The organism is Kaistia terrae (genome assembly GCF_026344005.1).
GTDB lineage: Bacteria > Pseudomonadota > Alphaproteobacteria > Rhizobiales > Kaistiaceae > Kaistia > Kaistia terrae.
The window spans coordinates 405,900-425,980 of record NZ_JAPKNH010000004.1 but is presented as its reverse complement, the minus strand read 5'-3'; the positions used below and the strand labels follow the sequence as shown (position 1 = coordinate 425,980).

19 protein-coding genes and 1 riboswitch are annotated in these 20,081 nt (G+C 64.3%); of the genes, 7 read left to right on the top strand and 12 right to left on the bottom strand.

The genetic code is table 11. The annotated features are described in order from the left end of the window. The first annotated feature begins 118 nt into the window (after nucleotides 1-118). Nucleotides 119-1,687, top strand: coding sequence for a DHA2 family efflux MFS transporter permease subunit (locus tag OSH12_RS14510; protein ID WP_266344276.1), 1,569 nt, complete (start codon nucleotides 119-121; stop codon nucleotides 1,685-1,687). Nucleotides 1,688-1,838: 151 nt separating this feature from the next. Beyond that, the gene (locus OSH12_RS14505; protein ID WP_266344275.1) at nucleotides 1,839-3,338 is read left to right on the top strand and encodes an MDR family MFS transporter; all 1,500 of its coding nucleotides are present in this window, start codon (nucleotides 1,839-1,841) and stop codon (nucleotides 3,336-3,338) included. A 65-nt stretch (nucleotides 3,339-3,403) separates the two neighbouring features. Here the strand turns inward: OSH12_RS14505 and OSH12_RS14500 are convergent, their stop codons facing one another. From OSH12_RS14500 to thiM, 4 genes are all read right to left on the bottom strand, one after another. After that, nucleotides 3,404-3,964: a glyoxalase superfamily protein gene (locus OSH12_RS14500; protein ID WP_266344274.1), complete on the bottom strand. Its 561-nt coding sequence runs from the start codon at nucleotides 3,962-3,964 to the stop codon at nucleotides 3,404-3,406. Nucleotides 3,965-4,155: 191 nt separating this feature from the next. Continuing rightward, nucleotides 4,156-5,751, bottom strand: a complete 1,596-nt coding sequence (gene aceB / locus OSH12_RS14495) for a malate synthase A (RefSeq protein ID WP_266344273.1) — start codon at nucleotides 5,749-5,751, stop codon at nucleotides 4,156-4,158. Nucleotides 5,752-5,857: 106 nt separating this feature from the next. Beyond that, nucleotides 5,858-6,499: a thiamine phosphate synthase gene (gene thiE / locus OSH12_RS14490; protein ID WP_266344272.1), complete on the bottom strand. Its 642-nt coding sequence runs from the start codon at nucleotides 6,497-6,499 to the stop codon at nucleotides 5,858-5,860. Continuing rightward, the gene (gene thiM, locus OSH12_RS14485) at nucleotides 6,499-7,335 is read right to left on the bottom strand and encodes a hydroxyethylthiazole kinase (RefSeq protein ID WP_266344271.1); all 837 of its coding nucleotides are present in this window, start codon (nucleotides 7,333-7,335) and stop codon (nucleotides 6,499-6,501) included. Before thiM ends, thiE begins: the two co-directional genes overlap by 1 nt. Before the next feature lie 64 nt (nucleotides 7,336-7,399). Then, nucleotides 7,400-7,510: riboswitch (TPP riboswitch) on the bottom strand. Between the two features lie 187 nt (nucleotides 7,511-7,697). Here thiM and OSH12_RS14480 point away from each other — a divergent pair. Together OSH12_RS14480 and OSH12_RS14475 are read left to right on the top strand one after the other, a co-directional pair. Then, a complete protein-coding gene (locus OSH12_RS14480) occupies nucleotides 7,698-8,303 on the top strand; it encodes a TMEM175 family protein (RefSeq protein ID WP_266344270.1) in 606 nt (201 codons plus the stop codon). Between the two features lie 205 nt (nucleotides 8,304-8,508). Beyond that, nucleotides 8,509-8,772 (top strand): DUF1488 family protein, encoded by a 264-nt coding sequence (locus tag OSH12_RS14475; protein ID WP_266344269.1) that lies wholly within the window; start codon nucleotides 8,509-8,511, stop codon nucleotides 8,770-8,772. 42 nt (nucleotides 8,773-8,814) lie between these two features. Here the strand turns inward: OSH12_RS14475 and glcF are convergent, their stop codons facing one another. Beyond that, nucleotides 8,815-10,113, bottom strand: coding sequence for a glycolate oxidase subunit GlcF (gene glcF / locus OSH12_RS14470; protein WP_266344268.1), 1,299 nt, complete (start codon nucleotides 10,111-10,113; stop codon nucleotides 8,815-8,817). A 120-nt stretch (nucleotides 10,114-10,233) separates the two neighbouring features. Between glcF and OSH12_RS14465 the strand changes: the two genes are divergently transcribed. Then, complete coding sequence (locus OSH12_RS14465) at nucleotides 10,234-10,569, top strand: hypothetical protein (protein ID WP_266344267.1); 336 nt, start codon at nucleotides 10,234-10,236, stop codon at nucleotides 10,567-10,569. 75 nt (nucleotides 10,570-10,644) lie between these two features. Here the strand turns inward: OSH12_RS14465 and OSH12_RS14460 are convergent, their stop codons facing one another. Together OSH12_RS14460 and OSH12_RS14455 are read right to left on the bottom strand one after the other, a co-directional pair. Next, complete coding sequence (locus OSH12_RS14460; protein WP_266344266.1) at nucleotides 10,645-11,817, bottom strand: FAD-binding protein; 1,173 nt, start codon at nucleotides 11,815-11,817, stop codon at nucleotides 10,645-10,647. A 28-nt stretch (nucleotides 11,818-11,845) separates the two neighbouring features. After that, nucleotides 11,846-13,279 (bottom strand): FAD-linked oxidase C-terminal domain-containing protein, encoded by a 1,434-nt coding sequence (locus OSH12_RS14455; protein ID WP_266344265.1) that lies wholly within the window; start codon nucleotides 13,277-13,279, stop codon nucleotides 11,846-11,848. Nucleotides 13,280-13,406: 127 nt separating this feature from the next. Between OSH12_RS14455 and OSH12_RS14450 the strand changes: the two genes are divergently transcribed. Further along, a complete protein-coding gene (locus OSH12_RS14450; RefSeq protein WP_266344264.1) occupies nucleotides 13,407-14,330 on the top strand; it encodes a LysR family transcriptional regulator in 924 nt (307 codons plus the stop codon). 5 nt (nucleotides 14,331-14,335) lie between these two features. Here the strand turns inward: OSH12_RS14450 and OSH12_RS14445 are convergent, their stop codons facing one another. Both OSH12_RS14445 and OSH12_RS14440 read right to left on the bottom strand, forming a co-directional pair. Continuing rightward, complete coding sequence (locus OSH12_RS14445; RefSeq protein ID WP_266344263.1) at nucleotides 14,336-15,613, bottom strand: DUF3422 family protein; 1,278 nt, start codon at nucleotides 15,611-15,613, stop codon at nucleotides 14,336-14,338. A 55-nt stretch (nucleotides 15,614-15,668) separates the two neighbouring features. Next, nucleotides 15,669-16,805 (bottom strand): alpha-hydroxy acid oxidase, encoded by a 1,137-nt coding sequence (locus OSH12_RS14440; RefSeq protein WP_266344413.1) that lies wholly within the window; start codon nucleotides 16,803-16,805, stop codon nucleotides 15,669-15,671. A gap of 111 nt (nucleotides 16,806-16,916) precedes the next feature. On the opposite strand from OSH12_RS14440, the gene OSH12_RS14435 reads away from it, so the two are divergent. Then, a complete protein-coding gene (locus OSH12_RS14435) occupies nucleotides 16,917-17,714 on the top strand; it encodes a FadR/GntR family transcriptional regulator (RefSeq protein WP_266344262.1) in 798 nt (265 codons plus the stop codon). A gap of 309 nt (nucleotides 17,715-18,023) precedes the next feature. On the opposite strand, the gene OSH12_RS14430 is transcribed toward OSH12_RS14435, so the two are convergent. From OSH12_RS14430 to OSH12_RS14420, 3 genes are all read right to left on the bottom strand, one after another. Next, nucleotides 18,024-18,725: a type 1 glutamine amidotransferase gene (locus OSH12_RS14430; protein WP_266344261.1), complete on the bottom strand. Its 702-nt coding sequence runs from the start codon at nucleotides 18,723-18,725 to the stop codon at nucleotides 18,024-18,026. 92 nt (nucleotides 18,726-18,817) lie between these two features. Further along, entirely contained in the window at nucleotides 18,818-19,291 is a 474-nt protein-coding gene (locus OSH12_RS14425) for a VOC family protein (protein WP_266344260.1), read from the bottom strand. 97 nt (nucleotides 19,292-19,388) lie between these two features. Continuing rightward, nucleotides 19,389-20,042: an NUDIX hydrolase gene (locus tag OSH12_RS14420; RefSeq protein WP_266344259.1), complete on the bottom strand. Its 654-nt coding sequence runs from the start codon at nucleotides 20,040-20,042 to the stop codon at nucleotides 19,389-19,391. Between the last annotated feature and the right edge of the window lie 39 nt (nucleotides 20,043-20,081).

Below are 20,081 nucleotides of genomic sequence, written 5' to 3'. Positions count from 1 at the left end.
GCATGCCGTCCCTACCGGCCACCCACTCCCCTCTCGTCGAACCCGACCGTCGCGCACGGCCGTGCCGCCAGAGCTTCGCAACTGGCGCTTTTTAGGGGCATAGCCCCAGGAGACGATCATGGCCGGTCCGCAACCAAACGCTCTGCCCGAGATGACGCCCCGCCGTACGCTTGGCTTCGTCGCCATGGCCGTCGGCATGTTCATGGCGATCCTCGACATCCAGATCGTCTCGTCGTCGCTGACCGAGATCCAGGCCGGCCTTTCCGCCAGCGCGCAGGAAATCTCCTGGGTCCAGACGGCGTATCTGATTGCCGAGATCATCATGATCCCGCTATCGGGCTTCCTCGGCCGCGCGCTGTCAACGCGCTATCTGTTCGCCATCGCGGCCGGCGGCTTCACCATCACCTCGATCGGCTGCGCCAGTTCCTCGTCAATTGGCGAAATGATCGCCTGGCGCGCCGCGCAGGGCTTTATCGGCGGCGGCATGATTCCGGCGGTCTTCGCGGCGGCCTTCACGATCTTCCCGCCGAACCGCCGCGCCATGGTTTCGGCAATTGTCGGCCTGATCGCGACGCTGGCCCCAACGGTCGGCCCGACGATCGGTGGCTATCTCACCAACATCTTCTCGTGGCACTGGCTGTTTCTGGTCAACGTCATTCCCGGCATCTGCGTCACGATCGGCGTGCTGGCCTTCGTCGATTGGGACAAGCCCAATTTCAAGCTGCTGCAGAAGTTTGACTATCTCGGCCTGATCACGCTCGCGGCCTTCCTCGGCAGCCTCGAATATGTGCTGGAAGAAGGCTCGGCCAATGACTGGTTCCAGGACGAAACAATCGCGATCCTGGCGGTCGTAACGATCGTCGCCGGCGCTCTGTTCTTCTGGCGCGTCCTCCGCGCGGAAGAGCCGATCGTCGATGTCCGCGCCTTCAACAACCGCAATTTCGCGACCGGCGCGCTGTTCTCCTTCATGCTCGGCGTCGGCCTCTACGGTCTGGTCTACCTCTATCCGGTCTATCTGGCCCGGGTACGCGGCTACGATTCACTGCAGATCGGCGAGACGATGTTCGTCACCGGCCTGTTCATGATGATGACGGCGCCGATCGTCGGCCGGCTCGGCCAGAAGATGGACCCGCGCTACATGATGGCGTTCGGCCTGTCGCTGTTCGCGCTGTCCTGCCTCGAATTGGTGCCGATCACCAAGGATTGGGCCTTCAACGAACTGTTCATTCCGCAGGCCATGCGCGGCGTCGCGTTGATGACCTCGATGATGCCGGTGTCGATGCTGGCACTCGGCACGCTGCCGCCCGAGCGGATGAAGAACGCTTCCGGCCTGTTCAACCTGACCCGAAATCTCGGCGGCGCCGTCGGCCTTGCCGTCATCACGACGATCCTCAACAACCGCTGGGACCTGCACATCACGCGCCTGCATGAGCAGGTGCAGTGGGGCCGCGAGGCGGCAACCGAGCGCCTCGACGTGATGACCAAGGGCTTCTCCGCGACATTGGGCAGCGATGCCAATATCGCGGCGATCAAGACGCTGACCCTGTCGGTCAAGCGCGAAGCGTTGGTGATGGCCTTCTCCGACGTCTTCCTGGTGCTCGCCATCATCTTCGCGGCGATCGTGCTGCTGGTGCCGCTCGCCCGCAAGCCCCAGCCAGCCCCGGCCGGCGCCGGTGGCGGCCACTAACCTCCGCGGCGGGCACGGTACTCCACCGCGCTCGCATTGAGATCCAGAGGCAACGGCGCTAGTATTAGCCGCCCTTGCTGAACCCGATTCATCAGGCGTCTTTTTCCCGGCCCACCCCCGGCCGGCGCACAATCACATTGGCGATTTTTCCATGGATGCTACCGTTTCCCCGCGTTCCGGCCCGGCTCCGCTCGACCACGCGACCATCCGCTCGATCATTCTTGGCGTCATGCTGGCGATGTTCCTTGCAGCTCTCGACCAGACGATCGTTGCGACCGCCCTGCCGACCATCGGTCGGGAGCTTGGCGATCTCCAGAACATCGCCTGGGTTGTGACAGCCTACCTGCTCTCCGCGACAGCCGTCACGCCGCTCTATGGCAAGCTTAGCGACATTCACGGCCGCCGCACCGTGCTGCTGATCGCCATCGTGATCTTCATCATCGGCTCGATCGCCTGCGCCATCGCGCCAACCATGACCGGGTTGATCCTCGCCCGCTTCCTGCAGGGCCTGGGCGGCGGTGGACTGATCTCGCTCGCCCATACCATCATCGGCGACGCGATCTCCCCAAAGGAACGCGCCAAATATATGGGCTATTTCGGCGCCGTGTTTGCGCTGGCGAGCGTCGCCGGCCCGGTGCTGGGCGGCGTGCTTTCCGAGGCGCTGCACTGGTCGGTGATCTTCTGGATCAACCTGCCGCTAGGCCTCATCGCCTTCGCCATGACCTTCAACGCGCTGAAGAAATTGCCGCGCAACGACCGGCCGCACAAGCTCGACGTCATCGGCGCCGTACTGCTCGTCGCGGCCGCTGTCCTCCTGCTGCTCGCCCTCAGCTGGGGTGGCGTTTCCTATCCGTGGAGTTCGATGCAGATTGTCAGCCTGCTCGTCGCCTCGGCGGCGGCCTGGGGTCTGTTCGTCACCCGCGTGCTGACGGCGCCGGAGCCCTTCCTGCCGGTCGGTGTGCTGCGCGATCAGGTCGTGGCGACAGCGACGCTCGCAGGCTTCTTCGGCATTGGCACGATGGTCGGCCTCTCGATCTACATGCCGCTGTTTTTCCAGTCCGTCCTGCATCTGTCGGCGGCTGAATCTGGTTTCGCGCTGATCCCGCTTTCGATCGGCACGGTGTTCGGCGCCCAGTTCTCCGGCCGCGTGATGGCGCGCGTGCAGCACTACAAGCGCTCGCCGACGATCGGGCTTACGGTTGCGATGATCCTGACCGGCGTGCTTGCGCTTTTCGCGGGCCGGCTTGATCTTATCTCGATCGAGGTGCTGCTGACCTTCATCGGCGCGGGTCTTGGCACGCTGTTCCCGGTGACAATCGTCGTGGCGCAGAACGCCGTCCAGGCGCATCACCTCGGCACGGCCACGGCAACGATCAACTTCATGCGCTCGCTCGGCAGCGCCATCCTGGTGGCGGCCTTCGGCGCGATCTTCCTGGGCGGCCTCGGCGCGATTTCCGGCGGTGAAGGCGGCTCGGTCGAGGCCAAGATCGCGGCAGCCGCAGAGGCCGGGATTTCGCTGGCCGGTGCGTTCAGCGGCGTCTTCATCGCGGCAACGATCTGCATCGGCATTTCGCTCGTGCTGCTGCTGATCATGGAAGAGCGCCCGCTGCGCGGCGGCCGAAACCCCGTCCCGACCGCCGTCGAGATCTAGACGCAAAAAGACCCATCCCGATTGATCGGGATGGGTCTTTTGTTCTGCTGATATCGAGGCAGTCTCTAGCCGCCGACGGCATCCCGTTCATTGAACCGGATGCGATTGCCGAACGGATCCGGCACTTCGAACATCCGCGCGTCATAGCCGGTCTTTTCCAGTCCCGGGCGCGAGTAGCCGTATTTCTTGTCGCTCAGCTCGCGGTGAAACGCCTCGATCCCCTGCATCCAGACGAAGACGGTCGAGCCTGGGCTGGCATCGCCGTGATGTTCGCTCAGATGCAGCACCATGCCGTCGCGCGAAACCTGCGCATAGAGCGGCATGCCCTCATGGTAGCGATGCTCCCAATCGACCGCGAAGCCAAGGAAATCGCGATAAAACTCCATCGCCTTGGCGATGTCGAAGATCCGCAGGATCGGGATGATCTGCTTGAATTGCAGGTCGCCGGTCCCGGCCGCTTCCGCCGGTGGCGAAGCGATCTCGGCCGCCAGGATGTTCCAGTCGTCATAGCCAAACTGGCGGGCGACAATCTCCAGCGTTTCGCTGTGGGAGAGTTCGATATTGCGCTCGGCCATCGAGGCCCGAAGCGCCTTTGCCATGGATTTGGCATCGCGAAAATCGCGCATGTTTCCTGTTCCTTTGCCTCAGGGCGAACGCAGTCACGTCAGTGCTTGCATTGCTGAGGCGTTCGCCGGAGCCAACGGATCAGGTTCATTCCATCCGATACATTCACCATACCCCAAGGGGCGCAAGCGGCAGGCTGCATCAGCCTGCCGCGATATTTGCTGAACGCGAGGTTCGCGTCAATCGACGTGGATCAGTCGATCAGCTTGTAGGCCGGGACGGTCAGGAACGCCTCGAAGGTCTTGGCGGTCGAGAGCTGCGCGAACAGCTCGATCGCCTCCGGGAAGCGGCCGGCGGCGTAATTGTCCGGACCGACCTCGCCCTTCACGACTTCCATTTCCTCGGCCAGCGCACGGCGGAACAGCTCTTCCGTCACCTTCTGGCCGTCTTCCAGCGTCGCCTCGAAATTGAGCTGCTGCCAGATCTGCGCACGGCTGATCTCGGCGGTCGCCGCATCTTCCATGAGGTTGTAGATCGGCACCGCGCCACGGCCGCGCAGCCACGCCTCGATATACTGGACGCCGACGCGGATGTTGTGGCGCAGGCCTTCTTCCGTCCGGGTGCCCTCGTGGATGGCGAGCATGTCCTTCTGGCCGAAGGAAACTTCTTTGCGCAGGCGCGTCAGCTGGTTCGGCGTCGGCATCAGGCGATCGAACACTTCCATCGCGACCGGCACCAGATCCGGATGCGCGACCCAGGTGCCGTCATGGCCGGCATTGGCCTCGCGTTCCTTGTCGGCGCGAACCTTGGCGAAGGCAGCGGCGTTCGCTTCCGGGTTGTTCTTGATCGGGATCTGCGCCGCCATGCCGCCCATGGCGAAGGCGCCGCGGCGGTGGCAGGTCTTGATCAGCAGTTCCGAATAGGCGAGCAGGAACGCCTTGCCCATGACGACCTGGCCGCGATCCGGCAGCAGGAACGCCTTGTTGTTACGCAGCGTCTTGATGAACGAGAAGATGTAGTCCCAGCGGCCGCAATTGAGGCCGGCCATGTGGTCCTTCAACTCATAGATGATCTCGTCCATCTCGAAGGCCGCCGGCAGAGTCTCGATCAGCACGGTCGCCTTGATCGAGCCATGCGTGAGGCCGAGTTCCTGCTCTGCGAAGGTGAACACCTCGTTCCAGAGACGGGCTTCCAGATGGCTCTCGGTCTTCGGCAGGTAGAAATAGGCGCCCGAGCCCTGCGCCAGCGCCGCCTTGGCATTATGGAAGACGTAGAGGCCGAAATCGACCAGCGAGCCGGAGGCGGCCGCGCCGTCGAACGTGATGTGGCGCTCGGGCAGGTGCCAGCCGCGCGGACGGATGATCAGCACGGCCGGGTTGGGGCCGAGCTTGTAGTCCTTGCCGTTGCGCGGGTCGTTGAAGTCGATCTGGTTGGCCCAACGGTCTTTCAGGTTGAGCTGCCCTTCGACCATGTTGGCCCAGACCGGCGAGGACGCATCCTCGAAATCGGCCATGAACACCTTCGCGCCGGAATTCAGCGCGTTGACGATCATCTTGCGATCAACCGGGCCGGTGATCTCGACGCGACGGTCCTGCAGGTCGGCCGGGATCGGCGCGACCTTCCAGTCGCCCTCGCGGATCGCCTTGGTCTCGGGCAGAAAGTCCGGCAGCCCGCCATTGTCGAAGAAGACCTGACGCTCATTGCGGAATTCGAGCAGAGCGCGGCGCTTGGCGTCGAACCGGCCATGCAGTTCGGCGACGAAGGCAAGCGCCTCGGGCGTCAGGATCTCGTCGAAACGGGGGCCCAGGGCTCCCTTGACGACCAGGCGTTCAGCGTTGGTGGCGGACATGGACAACTCCTCGGTGGGCACGTTGGAGCGGACTATGCCACGCCGCCGTCTTCAACTGAACCTGCATGATCAGGGCAGAACTTGTTCCGTTTTGGAATAAGTCGCCCTATTGCGCCCGGTAGCGCGCGATGCGATCGGCAAATTCGCGCGCCGCCTTGGCCGGATCTTCCGCCGCCATGATGGCGGAGACGATGGCGAGGCCATCGGCGCCGGCCGCCAGCGTCGGCTCGACATGCTCGGGCTTGAGGCCACCAATGGCGACCACCGGCAGGCCTGCCGCCGCCTTGATCCGGCCTAGATGCTCGAAGCCGATCGGATCGGGCGCGTTCGGCTTGGTCGCCGTGGCGAAGACCGGGCCGACGCCGAGATAATCGAGCGGGCCGAGTTCTTCCGGCGTCAGTTCATGAAACTGCGCCGCCGAGAGACCGAGGATGCGATCCGGGCCGATCAGTTCACGCACCTTGGCCGCGCGCATGTCGCTCTGGCCGACATGGACGCCATCCGCATCGACGGCCAGCGCGACATCGACGCGATCGTTGATGATGAGCGGAATGCCGCGCGGACGCAGGATTTCCACGAGCGCCGAAGCCGTCGCAACGAAATCGCGCGTCGAGCCCTGCTTGAAGCGATGCTGGACGAGCGTCACGCCGCCCTCGATGGCAGCCCGCACCGTCTCGGCGACGCCGCGCGGTCCGGCCAGGTCCTCGTCCGTGACGAGATAGAGCGAAAGATCGAAAGGACGGCGCATCAGACATTCACCTCTTCAACAACCCGGATCGTCGCGTAGCGCGCGATCATGTCGGCATCGACCGCATGAAGCGCGTCGCAAAGCTCTGCGGGGAGATGCCCCGGCCCGGTCACGCGCGTGGCGGCGGCGGCACCGGCCGCGCCATAGACGGCAATGGCCGCGACTGCGGCCTCGAAGGGCGGGCGCACGGCGGCGAAGGCCGCAACCGTCGCCGACAGAGCACAGCCAAGCGCGGTCGAGAGCGGCATCAGTGCACTACCGCCCGTAATCGCCACGACCTGCGTACCGTCGGTGACGTAGTCCGTCTCGCCGGTGATGGCGACGATCGCGCCGCTGGCGAGCGCCAGTGCCTTGCCGGCCTTGAGCGCCGCGTCGGAGGAGGCGGTCGAATCGACGCCCTTGCCCCCTGCACCGGCAGCGCCCGCCAGACTCATGATCTCGCTGGCATTGCCGCGAATGATGGCGGGACCGGCCCGGCTCATCTCGACGGCGAAGTCCGTGCGGAATTTCGTTGCGCCGCAGCCGACGGGATCTAGCACCCAGGGCTTGCCGAGCGCGACAGCCTGCTTGGCCGCCCGCTGCATGCCCTCGATCCAAAGCGGCGAAAGAGTGCCGACATTGATCACCAGCGCATTGGAAATCGCGACGAACTCGTCGACCTCTTCGACCGCATGGACCATGGCAGGCGACGCGCCAACGGCGAGCAGAACATTGGCCGAAATCGTCATGGCGACGTAGTTGGTGATGTTCTGAACGAGAGGACGGGTCGCTCGCATAGCATCAAGCGCGCTTGCGGCGTCGGAAATCGTCAGATTGCGAATGAGGGTGGAAGACACGAGTAGACGTCCTTTGCTGTGACGCAGGACGGAAGACGGCAAGAACATCCAGGTGCTTGAGCATCCAGGCGCTTGGCTCAATCCCTCCGCCGGCATGATCCGGATCAGGTTCGCGGGTTAGTCCGAAGACCTCTCAGCCAAGATCCGATGGATCAGGGCACCCCGATGAGACAGGCGAAGCCTAGCACGGCTTTGCGACCACGCAAGTGCCGCAGACAGATCGGCCGTGGGCAACTTGGTCTGTGAGCGAAAGTTTGCCAGACGAGTGGACCTCGTTCGGGACGAGCCGCTCTCCGAAAGGCGATGGAGCGGCGACGCGCAACGGGCTAGCGTGAGAGCCTCATTGCGGTGGAGCCATGCGCATGAACAAGAGCCGGATCGAAGCCTTCAGCGATGGCGTGATCGCCATCATCATCACCATCATGGTGCTCGAGCTGAAAGTCCCGCATCAGGCGGACATCCACACGCTGCTACCGCTTGTGCCGGTCTTTCTCAGCTACGTCCTGAGCTTCATCATGATTGGCATCTACTGGAACAATCATCACCACATGTTCCATGCCGTAAGCCATGTCCGAGGCAGCGTGCTCTGGGCCAATCTGTATCTGTTGTTCTGGCTGTCACTGACGCCCTTCACCACTGCCTGGATGGGCGAGAACCACATCGAATCCGTGCCGGTCGCGGTCTATGGCTTCGTGTTGATGATGTCGGGCATCGCCTACTACATCCTGGCCCGCTCCCTCATCCGGCTCGAAGGCGCGGATTCAGCACTGGCCGTAGCCTTCGGCCATGACCGCAAGGGCAAGATATCGGTGGTGATCTATGCCGCAGCGATTGGCCTCGCATTTCTCAACCCATGGATCGCGATCGCCGGCTATGTCGGTGTCGCGCTGATGTGGCTGGTGCCGGATCGCCGCGTAGAGCGCGTGCTACTGGCCTCGACTGGTGGCGCACACGCGCCCAAAGACTAGATAGGCGGATGGACGTCGATAGCGAACCAAACCTCGCCTAATCGACAAGTCATGCACTCCGACCTGAAGCGTCTCACGACGGTGTCGTTCTGAAGCCTCCCTGTTTTCGGGAAGATTTAAGACACCGCCCGCCTTGGTACTAATGGCCAAGCGCGGCCTCTCGATATCGGTAACGCTTCGGTCGGATTGAGCGTATGCTTGAGGAATGAGCCTTCATTTTCCCAATCGAAGCCGAAGTTACAACGAATCGCGCCATAGGATTCAGTTCTGGGGTCATGATAGTGCGAAGGAAGTCTCGTTCTATCTTGAGGCAGATGCCATTGCCCGGATCGACCCCAGCGTCGGCCAGAACGAAGACGCGGCATTGCGCATGTTCGACGCCAATCGGGAACGGATCGAACATGCGGCGGCGCGCGTCTATTCCAGACAGGCGAACGCCTCCTGCATGCTCAACGCCAGCGACCTCTGATTTTGGCCGACATCGCACGGCGCGAACGGTGCGATGCATACATCAGCCACGAAGACCGGCCGGCTTTGGGCCACCATAGGCCCAATCCAGCAGTTCGATCGTATGGACGACCGGCACGCCGCCCGAAAGCTGGGTGATGCAGCCAATATTGCCGGTGGCGACCACATCCGGCGAGACCTTGGCGATATTGCCCAGCTTGCGCGCCTTCAACTGCTGCGAAAGCTCCGGCTGCAGCATGTTGTAAGTGCCGGCCGAACCACAGCACAGATGCCCCTCCGGCACGTCGCGCACGGTGAAGCCCGCCTTCGAAAGCAGGGTCTTCGGCGTCGTCTTGATCTGCTGGCCGTGCTGCATCGAGCAGGCAGAATGATAGGCGACCGTCAGAGGCGCGGGAGCCGTGACGGGCGCCAGTTTCAGGCTTTCCAGATATTCCGTGATGTCCTTGGCGATCGCTGACACGCGCGCCGCTTTCTCCGCATAGACAGGATCCTCGCGGAACATGAAGCCATAATCCTTGATCGTCGTACCGCAGCCCGACGCCGTGATGATGATGGCATCGAGGCCCTCGCCGTCCATCTCGGCGATCCAGGCGTCGATGGTACGCTTCGCGGTCGCGTGCGCCTGCTCGGACTTGCCCATGTGATGGGTGATCGAGCCGCAGCAGGTTTCTCCCTTGGCAATCACCACCTCGACGCCGACACGGTTCAGCAGGCGGATCGTTGCCTCGTTGATACCGGGATCGAGCACGGGCTGGACGCAGCCGGAAAGCAGCGCGACACGGCCACGCTTCTCGGCCGTCGTCGGGAACGTGCCCGGACCTTCCGAAGCCGTGCGGCCATGCGGGAAGCGCGGCGCCAGCTTCAGCATGGCGCTGATGCGCTTGAAGCCCGGCACCTTGCCGATCGGACCTGCGAAAGGTCGCGCGGCGGCGGCCGCGACAAGCGCCAGCCGGAAGCGGTTGCGATGGGGCATCACGGCGGCGAGCGCCGAACGGATCGCCTTGTCGGCCAAGGGCCGGTCATAGGTTTCCTCGATATGCGCGCGCGCATGATCGACGAGGTGCATGTAGTTCACGCCGGAAGGACAGGTCGACATGCAGGAGAGGCAAGACAGGCAGCGATCGACATGCTTGACGACCTGCTCGTTGGCCGGCTTGCCGCCCTCCAGCATGTCCTTGATCAGGTAGATGCGCCCGCGCGGACTGTCGAGTTCGTCGCCAAGCAGCACATAGGTCGGGCATGTCGCGGTGCAGAAGCCGCAATGCACGCAGGTCCGCAGGATCTTCTCGGATTCACGGACATCCGGGTCGGCGAGCTGGGCGAGGGAAAAGGAGGTTTGCATGGTTCACTCTGCCGCCGCGGGCGGGGTTAGGGACGGCGCACAATCGTGCTTGCGCGACCCAAGGGCATCTGGCATTGGCGAGACGCGCGAAATCTCTTCGGCGCACTCAAGGAAATAACTATGCAGCATCGTCTGTGGGCAGCCGTGGGAGCGGCCTTTTTCGCGTCGTTGGTTCTCGGCGGATCGGCCAGCGCGGAAAACCGCAAGGTCAAGATCATCAACGAGACCAGTTCCGATCTGAACGAGTTCTATGCCTCGAACGTCGGCTCCAAGGATTGGGAAGAGGATATTCTCGGCGACGACCAGGTTCCGGCCGGCGGATCGATCGAAATCAACATGGATGACGGCAGCGGCTACTGCAAATTCGACTTTAAGGGCGTGTTTGTCGACGACAGCGAAGTGGTCGAAGAGAACGTCGACGTCTGCGAAATCGGCGTCGTCCGCTTCACCGAATAGCGCCAGCGCGCTGGCCCCGGCGCTGCAAAGCGCCGGCGGCCGCGCCGGACAATCCATCGCGCTTTGAAGCATGGCTCACATCCTCCCCGGATTGAGCACCCCGGCCGGATCGAAGGTCGCCTTGATCAGGCGGCTCATCGCCGCCACGCCCGGCGTCTCCGGCTCGAAGATCGGCACGGTCGCGCGCAGCTCCGGCGACCCGCGCACCAGCGTGGCATGACCCCCGACGGCCGCAACCGCCCCGCGCACGACCGAAGCGCCGCCATCGCCTTCCGGCGTCGCACTCGCCCAGATCAAGCCGCCTGCCCAGTCATAGAGCACGCGGCTACCAAGCCGCGTGACGAGCTGTTCGCCCACTTTTGGGCCATCGCTCGGCCGGACCGAGATCCGCCAGATCGAAGCATCCTGCGGCGTCTCCAGCGCCTCGACATCGCGTATCGTCCTCCAGAGCACACGCGAAGCCTCGGCCGTAATGGTCTCGAAGGCGCCAAACGGCTTCAACACCTGATCGAGCCGGTCGGTACGATAGGCGACCGAGGCGTCAAAACCTTCGAGCCGCAGCGCGGTCCGCGTCGGCATCCCGTCGATCGCCGGCAGATGCGCGGCTCCCGTCACCTCGAAAGGCGTCCCGAGCGCCGCCGTCATCGCCTCGACGGCGCGCTGCGCCGAAAGGCCGGTCAGAAGCAGCGTCAGCTCGGTCTCGGCTTCGGGAATGAGCTTGTAGGTAACCTCTGTCAGCACGCCGAGCGTGCCCCAGGAGCCGGCCAGCAGCTTGACGAAATCATAGCCGGTCACGTTCTTCATGACGCGGCCGCCGGACTTGATAGTCTCGCCCCGCCCGGTGGTGGCGCGAACGCCGATCAGCGAGTCGCGCGCAGCGCCCGACTGCAGACGGCGCGGGCCAGAACTGTTCGAAGCCGTCACGCCGCCGATGGTGGGGATACCGTGATTGCCGAGCAGGCGGCGATAGTCGATCGGCTCAAACGGCAGGCGCTGACGATTGGCAGCCAGCGTCTGCTGGATTTCGGCGAGTGGCGTGCCGGCACGAGCCGAAATGACCAGTTCCGACGGCTCATACAGCGTGATGCCGGTCAGGAGCTTCGTCGACAGCGCGCGGTCGGCGTGGACGGGCCTGCCAAGCGGTCGTGTGCCGCCGCCATGGATCGCCAGCGGGCTGCGCGACTGCGCCGCCTCATGCACGATCGCCTCGATCTCGGCCTCGCTGTCGGGGAGAAGGATCGAGGTCATCGGCATGCTTCCTGGATGATCTGGCACATCAGACGGGACGTCCTGCGAGCGGGAACACCTTGTTCGGGTTCAACAGCCATTGCGGATCAAGCGCAGTCTTCACCCGCATCTGCTGGTCGAGATCGATGGTGTTGAACTGATAGGTCATCAGGTCGCGCTTCTCGATGCCGACGCCGTGCTCCCCGGTCAGGCAGCCGCCGAGATCGACGCAGAGCTTCAAGATGTCCTCGCCGCAGCGCTCGGCCTTGTATTGCTCTTCCGGATCATTCGCGTTGAACAGAACCAGCGGGTGCAGATTGCCATCGCCGGCATGGAAGATGTTGGAAACGCGCAGGCCGTAGCCTTCACAGATCCTGGCGATGCCGGTCAGGACAGCGGAAAGCTGGCCGGTCGGGATGGTGCCATCCATGCAGATATAATCGGCAAGCCGGCCCATCGCCCCGAAGGCAGATTTGCGACCCTTCCAGATCGCAGCGCTCTCGGCTTCCGATTGCGAGATGCGCAGACCGGACGGGTTGTAGTCCGCGGCAATCCGCGTGATTTTTCCGATCAGATCCTCGATCTCGGCTTCCGAACCCTCGACCTCGATGATCAGCAGCGCCTCGACGTCGAGCGGATAGCCGGCATGCGCGAAAGCCTCGCAGACCTGAATCGCCGGGCGGTCCATGTATTCGATCGCGACCGGAATGATGCCGGAGGCGATGATCGCAGCAACGCAGGCGCCGGCATCCTCAGCCGACTGGAAGCCCATCAGCATCGGCCGCGCGCCCTCGGCCAGCGGCAGGATGCGCAGCGTCGCCTCGGTGACGATGCCAAGCTGGCCTTCCGAACCGACGATCAGGCCGAGCAGATCGTAGCCCGACGCATCCATATGCGCGCCGCCGATCTCGACGATGGTGCCATCGATCAGCACGATCTTGACGCCCAGCACGTTGTTGGTGGTGACGCCATATTTCAGGCAATGCGCGCCGCCGGAGTTCATCGCGATGTTGCCGGCGATGGTGCAGGCAAGCTGACTCGACGGGTCGGGCGCATAGAAGAAGCCGAGATGCGAGACGGCGCCGGAAACACCGAGATTGGTGACGCCAGACTCGACGCGGATGGTACGGTTGGCGGTATCGACGTCGAGGATGCGGCTCATCTTCGAGACGCCGAGAACGACAGCGTCCTCGCTCGGAATGGCGCCGCCGGCCAGCGACGTGCCGGCGCCGCGAGCAACAACTTTCACGCCTTCCCGGTTCAGGAATGTTAACACTTTGGAAACCTGCTCGGTGGTTTCCGGCAGGACGACAGCGAGCGGGACGCGGCGATAGGCGGTGAGCGCGTCCGTGTCATAGGCGCGGCGCTCATCCTCCTCGGTGATCAGCGAGGTCGGAGGCAGCAGCGCGGCGAGTCCGGCGACGATGGCATCGCGGCGCGCCAGAATGCGCGGGTCCGGTTTCGGAATTTCTATCGCGGACATGGCATCCTCACTCCCCAGTTCAGAACCAATCTAAGCGTGGACGGGTTTGTACCCAAGCCGGGATGGAAAACAATCATCCTTGCCGCAGGATTGAAAATCACCCCACTTTTTTGCCAGTATAGAGGCAATGAGCACTCTATCCGATATGGAGATCTTCGCCCGCGTTGTCACCGCCGGAAGCCTTTCGGCGGCGGGTCGCGAGCTTGGACTATCTCCCGCCGTCGTCTCCAAGCGCCTGAAGCGCCTGGAGGATCGCCTTGGCACGCGCCTGTTGCAGCGCACGACCCGGCAAATCGCGTTGACGGAGGCGGGGCGCGGGTTCCACGACCGCATCGTGCAGATCCTCGCCTCGATCGACGAGGCGGAATCCTTTGTCAGCCGCCGTTCCGACGTCGCGCGCGGCACGCTGAAGGTTTCAGCCCCGACCACCTTCGGCCGGCTGCACATCGCCCCGCATCTGGGCAGCTTCCTCGCCGCCAATCCCGGCCTCACCGTCAATCTCGTGCTATCGGACGAGTTCGTCGACCTGGTCAAGGACGGCATAGACGTATCGATCCGCATCGCCGAACTGACGGATTCAAGCCTTGTCGCCCGGCGGCTGGCACCGAATCACCGGTTGCTCTGCGCAACGCCGGCCTATCTCGCCGAGCACGGCACGCCGCAGACGATCGCCGAGCTGTCGCGCCATACCCTGCTCGCCACCGCCAGCCAGGACCCATGGCGGCTCGAAGGCCCGGACGGACCGGTGACGGTGCATGTCGAAGGCCGGCTTCGCACCAATTCCAACGAGGTCGTGCGCGAGGCGGTGCTGGCCGGGCTCGGCATCGCCTTCCGCTCGACCTGGGATGTGGGGCCGGAGCTTCGCGAGGGCCGCCTCGTCGTCGTGCTGCCGGCCTATCGCGCCTCGCGGCATGTCGCGGTGCATGCCGTCTATCCGAGCCGGCGCTTCCTTGCCGCCAAGGTCCGGCTATTCATCGATCATCTTGCCGGGCTTTATGGCGAGCATCCGCATTGGGACGAGGGACTGCAACGCCTTCTCGCCCCAGCCTGAAGCGCCTAGTCACCCTGGCCATCGTCGTGCCGAGACCGGATGCGGCGGACGAGGTACCAGACGAACAGCGCCACCGGGATTACCGCGAAGGCGGTCAGATGCGTCGGGTCGAGCTCGAATCCGACGACCGACGAGCCCTTGGCGAGATAGCCGATCAACCCGACGATGTAGTAGCTGATTGCCGCGACCGAGAGCCCCTCGACCGTCTGTTGCAGGCGCAATTGCAGTCGGGCGCGGCGGTTCATGCTGTCGAGCAAAGCGCGGTTCTGCTGCGACAGCTCGACATCGACGCGGGCGCGCAGCAACGCCGCCGCTCGGGCCAGCTTTCGCGATAGATCCTGCTGGCGACCCTCGACCGTCTGGCAGGTGCGCATCGCCGGCGCCATGCGACGGGCGAGGAACGCCGTGAAGCTCGAATAACCGGCGAGCGGCTGCTCATCCATGGCGTTGAGGCGCAGCCGCACGATCTCGGAATAGGCGCGGCTGGCGCCAAAGCGGAAGGCGCTCTCGGCAGCTCCGGCTTCCAGATCGCCCGCTTGAGCGGTCAGATCGTCGAGCAGCGCCCGGTTGGCCTCGAATCCCTCGCTGGCGCGGAAGCGGCCGGTATTGGCGACCAGCTCGGTCTCGATGCGGCGAAGCTCCGGGTGCAGGCGCTGCGCCTCCGGCAGCCCCAGCATGGCAAGCGTCCGGTAGGTCTCGAGTTCGAGCAGGCGCTGGACGATCGGCCCGGCCTCCTGCGGCTCGAGCCCGCGATCGACCACCAGCAGGCGCGTATAGCCGTCGCCATCCTCGCGGAAATCCGACGCGATCACGCCGCGCCCGCCGGCGACCTCGGAGACGGCGAGCGAGCCCGGATCAAAGCCGGTCAGAAGCTCGGCAATCGGTCTCTGGTCTGCAATGAGATCAAGCCTTGCCGCCACCATCAGCGGGCCAGGTGCCTCGAACGCCTCGCCGAACGGCGTCTCGGCCGGCAGCGCCCCGGTGCCGCCGCGCGCGTCCCAGCTATAGGTGGTGAATTCGGCGTGGCTCTCCCAGCGTAGCGTGCCGCCGCAGAGATCGACCACATGATGGCGCGCATTGGCAGCCGGTTGCGGCAGGCCGTTGCGGGCGCACAGCGCGGTAAGCCGGTCGCGCGCCGTGTCGGCATGACCGGCATCGGTCATGAAGGCGTAATTCAAAACGATGCGCGGCGCTTCCATCATGTGGAAAGGCCGCGCATGGATCTCGTTCAGCACCGCGCTTCGAAGCGGATGATCCTCGAAACGCCTTGGTCCCTCGCGCATCGCTTTCTCCCGCCAGCGCCGCCTGCTCAAGCAGTAGGCGGGCGGCGAGCCGGGCTCAACCCCGGTCGATGACGGTATCGTCGATCTCGGCCAGGGTGCGACGACCTGTCAGGGCCATCGAGACGTCGAGTTCCTTGCCGACGATCTGGATGACCTTCGAGACGCCCTCTTCGCCGCCCGCGCCGAGGCCGAACAGGAAGGCCTTGCCCATCATGCAGCCCTTGGCGCCGAGCGCCAGCGCGCGCAGAACGTCCTGGCCAGAGCGGATGCCGCTGTCGAACAGGATTTCGGTCTGGTTGCCGACCGCATCGACGATGCGCGGCAGGCGCGAGATCGCCGAGGGGGCGCCGTCGAGCTGGCGGCCGCCATGGTTGGAGACGACGATGGCGTCGGCGCCGGTGTTGACCGCTTTCTGCGCGTCACCCACATCCAGCACGCCCTTGAGGATCAGCTTGCCGGGCCAGATCGAGCGGATCCAGGCCACGTCATCCCAGTTCAGCGCCGGGTCGAACTGGCCGGAGATCCACTGGCCGAGCGACTTGACGCCGCTCATGCCTTCGACGCCGTTCAGATTGCCGAACGTCTTGTGCTTGCTGCCCAGAACCTTGAACGCCCAGGGAAGCTTGGTCGCCATGTCGAGGACGTTGTGCAGCTTGATCTGCGGCGGAACCGTCATGCCGTTCTTGATGTCGCGGTGACGCTGGCCCTGCACCTGCAGGTCGAGCGTCAGGATCAGTGCCGAGCATTTTGCCGCGATGGCGCGCTCGACCAGCTGCTTGGCGAAGTTGCGGTTCTTCATCACGTAGAGCTGGAACCAGAACGGCCGCGTGGTCGCCGCCGCCACGTCCTCGATCGAGCAGATCGACATGGTCGACAGCGCGAACGGGATGTTGGCCTTTTCGCAAGCCTTGGCGGCGAGGATCTCGCCATCGGCATGCTGCATGCCAGTCAGGCCGGTCGGCGCGAAGGCGAACGGGAAAGCGAACTTTTCGCCGAGTAGCGTCGTCTCGGTCGAGCGGTTGGAAACGTCGACCATGACGCGCTGGCGCAGCTTGAGGGCCTTGAAGTCCTCGCTGTTGGCGTCGATCGTCTCCTCATTGTAGGAGCCGCGATCGGCGTAATCGAAGAAGGCCTTGGGAACACGGCGCTTCGCCAACAGCCTCAGATCTGCGATGCTTGTAGCGTCTTTCAAGTTGCCCATGGTGGCACTCCAATTTCATTTGTTTTTGAAATGCGAGCCCCGCCCGCCAAACTGGATCAATTAATTGACCACTTTCTGATTGAACCTGATAGGCTCATTCGCATGGTCTTTCAACCGATTCCTTCCCGTGCGACCGCTGACGAAGTGGCGCGTCAGATTCAGATGCTGGTGCTGGAAGGCGTCCTGCATCCGGGCGACAAGCTTCCGGGCGAGCGCGACCTGTCGGCGACCCTCGCCGTTTCGCGGCCGATCCTGCGCGACGCATTGAAGGCGCTCGAAGGTCGTGGGCTGGTGGAAAGCCGTCCGGGCGGCGGCACTTATGTGGCCGCGATCGAAGGCTCTGTCTTCGCCGCGCCGATCGTCGAGCTGATCGCGCAGTCGCCCAAGGCGGGCGGCGACTATCTGGAGTTCCGGCGCGAAATCGAGGCGTCGGCGGCGGCCATGGCGGCGGAGCGCGCCACCGAGGCCGACCGCACGATCCTCAGCCGCATCATCGAGACGATGGAGACGGAGCACGGCAAGGCTGACTTCCGGCGCGAGGCGGCGCTCGACGTCGAGTTCCACCAGGCGATCGGCGAAGCGACCCACAACATCGTCATCATTCACGTGCTGCGTGCCTGCTACCGGCTGCTCGCCGACGGCGTGTTCTACAACCGCAGCCGGCTCTATGGGCAGTCGGGCTCGCGCGACCAACTGCTGGCCCAGCACAAGGCGATCCGCGATGCCATCCTCGCCGGCGACCCGGTGGCGGCGCGAAAGGCGGCGGTCGATCACATCGCCTATGTCGCGGCCTCGATGAAGGACGCCGCCGAGGCCGGTGCGCGAGAAGAGATCGCCTCATTGCGGCTGATGCAATTCGAGGAACGCGCGACGGCGAAGCGACCAGTTCGCAGAGAGTAAGATAGTCCGGACCAAAGGCCGTGCCGTTCCCGCGAGCCTTCAGTCTGGTCGCCCCGCTCCGCCATCATCCTGAGGTGCTTCGCGTCGGCGAAGCCTCGAAGGAGGGTCCAGCGGAGCGCCAGTATTTCCAGGACTCCTGCGCCGGCAGGAGGCGCTAACTCCACTCAGCCCCCAGGACCCTCCTTCGAGGCCCGGCTTCGCCGGGCACCTCAGGATGATGGTCGAGGCTTGGAACTGCAGCTGTAAGGCTCAGCGATCCACCCGCGCAGCGCGCCATTTCATGCCGGAGTGACAAGCAAAACTCCGCCCTCAGCGGATGGTCGCAATCCAGGCGCGGGCGATGGCCCGGCCGGCTTCGTCAGCGCGGCCGCCGAGCGGCCCCTCCTCCCGCGCATGCCGCTCGGGCCAGTCCGGATCGATCTCTGCGGCGACATCCGCGAAGGCCTCATTCCAGTCGCGCACCAGCGCCGTATCGGCCTCAAAATGGAACTGGATGCCGTATACGGCGCGGCCAATGCGAAACGCCTGGTTGGGCGTCAACGCGCTTGAGGCGAGGTGGACGGCCCCTTCCGGCAGGCTGAATGTATCGGAATGCCAATGGAACAGCGGCGAAGCGCCTTCCAGCACGCCGACGACGGGATCGTCGCGGCCGGCCTCGGTCGGCGTCACCTCCTGCCAGCCGAATTCAGTCGGTCGGCCGAGGACGTTCTTCGCGCCGTAGCCGCGTGCCAAAATCTGCGAACCGAGGCAGATGCCGAGGACGGACTTGTCGGCATCGCCAAAGGCCCGCATCAGGCCGGCAAGGCGCGGCAGATAGGGATGCGTCTCGTCGTCGACCGCACTTTGTCCGCCGCCCAGCACGATGATCGCGTCATAGCCGTCCGGCGCTTCGGGCAGCGGATCTCCCTCATGCGCCCGGCGGACATCGATGATCGCTCCGGCCGCGGCGAGCGCTGGCCGCATCAGGCCGAGCGAGGTGGCTTGATAATTTTCGACAACGAGAATGCGCATGGGGCTGACGGCTCGCTTGGGTTCGGCATCCATCAATAGATGCCGAACCAGCCGATTCCGCCAGCCCGCGTTTAGAGTCACCAAGCCGTCATTCAGGCCGCCTCATAGGCCTCATGCAGCTTGGGGATCTCGATCTTGGTCATCTGCATCATCGCCGCCATGACGCGTTGCGATTTCGCCGGGTCGGGGTCATTGAGCATCTCGATCAGCACGGTCGGCGTCACCTGCCAGGAGAGGCCAAACCGGTCCTGCAACCAGCCGCACTGGTCGGTCCGGCCACCTTCGGCAAGCTTTTCCCAGAAATAGTCGACCTCGGCCTGCGACTTGCAGTCGATGACGAAGGAGACCGCCGGCGTGAACTTGAAGTTCGGCCCGCCATTCAGCGCCGTGAAGGCCAGCCCTTCGATTTCGAAGGTCGCGACCATCACGCTTCCCGCCGGTCCCGGCCCGGCCTCGCCATAGCGGGCGACCTTGCCAACCTTGGCATTCTTGAACACCGAGGCATAAAAATGGACGGCTTGCTCGGCCTGGTTGTCGAACCAGAGAAACGGCGTGATCTTCTGCATGGTGCTCTCCTCCTGTCATGGCACGACAGGACGACGAGCGAGCCGGATGCATTTCGACGAGGTTGCGGGATTTTTTACCCGCGCCGAAGGAGCCGGATCAGCCTGCGAGCAGGATCTTCGCCAAAGCGTGGTCGGCGGGCATGTTCAGGAAGTCGAGCAGCTTCGCCTTCGGCACCAGATGCACGGCCTGGCTTTCCCATCCCATTGCACCAGGCGTCCCGCCGAGGCGACGCGCGCGATACATCCGCGCCACCGATGTCGTACGCGGGAAATCACCGATGAGACCCGTGATCTCGACGCGCAGGCCGGTCTCCTCGAACGCTTCCTTGATGGCCGTTGCCTGCAAGGAGAGCTTCGGATCAGCCGTCCCCTTCGGGAAGCTCGCCTTGTAGCCACCGAACTGGTTCGATGGCGCGATCAGCCAGACGCGGCCATCCGCCTCCTCGATCACGACGCCGCTCGATGCCTTCTTGCCCGCCAGACCCTGCAAGGGTGGCTCGACGAGATCGGTCTTGATGCCCGCGACCGCCTGCCACTCGGCCTCGGTGCGCGGCACGTCCAGCCAGGGCGCGAGCGGGATGCCTGCGATCTCAGACGGAACCTCGCTGCCGGGCACGAAGGTCGCCGCCATGTCGGGGTTCAGCCATGTGTCCGGCGTGCTGGGCAGACTCGGCTTCTTCAGGAGAATCTTTTCGCCCTTGTCGCCGCGCTTCGGATGATAGCTCGCCGTGGCGCCTGCCAGACTGGTCATGAAAGTCCCCCAAATCAGTTTGGGGGACTTGTAGTCGCT